Raw genomic sequence first — 1,117 nt, 5'->3', positions numbered from 1 at the left:
GGTATACCGTATCCAAGACTTGCCCGAAGCAAGTACACCGATGCTACAAAGCAACCATATGGTCAGTTTGGGAAAAATTGCAGAGAAAACGAGAAAAGATGGGTTTATCGCTCAGGTGGTTTGGGAAGGTACCGCCGGCCCCAGCGGTCTATAGCTTCAATTACAGCCTGCAGTGCCTGGCCGGCCTCCGTTAGAGCATAGCTGGTGCGCGGGGGCATGGTGGAGTGGATTGTTTTAGAGATGATGCCCAGGTGCTCAAGCTTCTCCACGCGCTGGGCCAGGGTGGCCGGGTTGCAGCCGCCCACTGCCCTGGAAAGCTCGTTAAAGCCTTTCGAACCATCCAATAAGCTGCGAATAATGTGTAGCGTCCACTTCTCCTGCAGTACGTTGATGGCTTCGTATACAGGGCAAAAGCTGTGGTCTGCTTCAGTGGTTTCTGCAATGGCTTTAGCCATACTGAAACACATCTTAGCATACTATTACTTTCTTTGCTCAAATGCTTGACATAACAAACTGATATAAAATAGTATGCGCTTGTTGATCCAAAGCGAATGCTGGATCAAGCTGGAGGAAAAGTATGAATTGGAACCTGGATAGCAGTCATACCACCGTGGCTTTTGCTGTAAAACACATGGGCTTCTTTACTGTGCGCGGCCAGTTCAAAAAAGTGACCGGTACCGTTTCGACTGACGAGCAAGGGGTGCCGCGCCAAATCAGCGTTTCGATTGAGGCCGCTAGCATTGAAACGGGCGATGCCCAGCGGGACGCCCACCTGCGTTCACCCGATTTCCTGGATGCCGAACAATACCCTCAGATTCGCTTTGAGAGCAGCCAGATTGAAGCCTTGGGGGGGAACAAATACAAGATCCATGGCAACCTGACCATCCGGGACACCACCCGCCCGGTAGCCCTCGAGGCCGAGGTAAGCCCCGCCATCAAAGACCCTTGGGGCCTGACCCGTATTGGGGCAACGGCCACAGGTGTCATAAACCGCAAGGACTGGGGGCTTACCTGGTACCAGGTGCTCGAGTTTGGTGCTTTGCTGGTAGGTGAAGAGGTAAAACTCAATATCGAGGTCGAGGCGGTCGCGGCCCAGGCAGAAGCGGCAGCCTAAACC

General features: G+C 53.4%; 2 protein-coding genes. One reads left to right on the top strand and one right to left on the bottom strand.

Translation table 11 applies throughout. The features are described 5' to 3' along the window. Window positions 1-104: 104 nt before the first annotated feature. Entirely contained in the window at window positions 105-455 is a 351-nt protein-coding gene (locus NW852_RS05560; protein ID WP_043982223.1) for a winged helix-turn-helix transcriptional regulator, read from the bottom strand. A 122-nt stretch (window positions 456-577) separates the two neighbouring features. On the opposite strand from NW852_RS05560, the gene NW852_RS05555 reads away from it, so the two are divergent. Next, window positions 578-1,114 (top strand): YceI family protein, encoded by a 537-nt coding sequence (locus tag NW852_RS05555; RefSeq protein WP_414426531.1) that lies wholly within the window; start codon window positions 578-580, stop codon window positions 1,112-1,114. The last annotated feature ends 3 nt before the right edge of the window (window positions 1,115-1,117 follow it).

The sequence above is a fragment of the Synechococcus sp. H60.1 genome, from assembly GCF_047462335.1.
In the GTDB taxonomy this organism is placed as follows: Bacteria; Cyanobacteriota; Cyanobacteriia; order Thermostichales; family Thermostichaceae; genus Thermostichus.
This window is presented reverse-complemented; position numbering and strand designations above follow the sequence as displayed.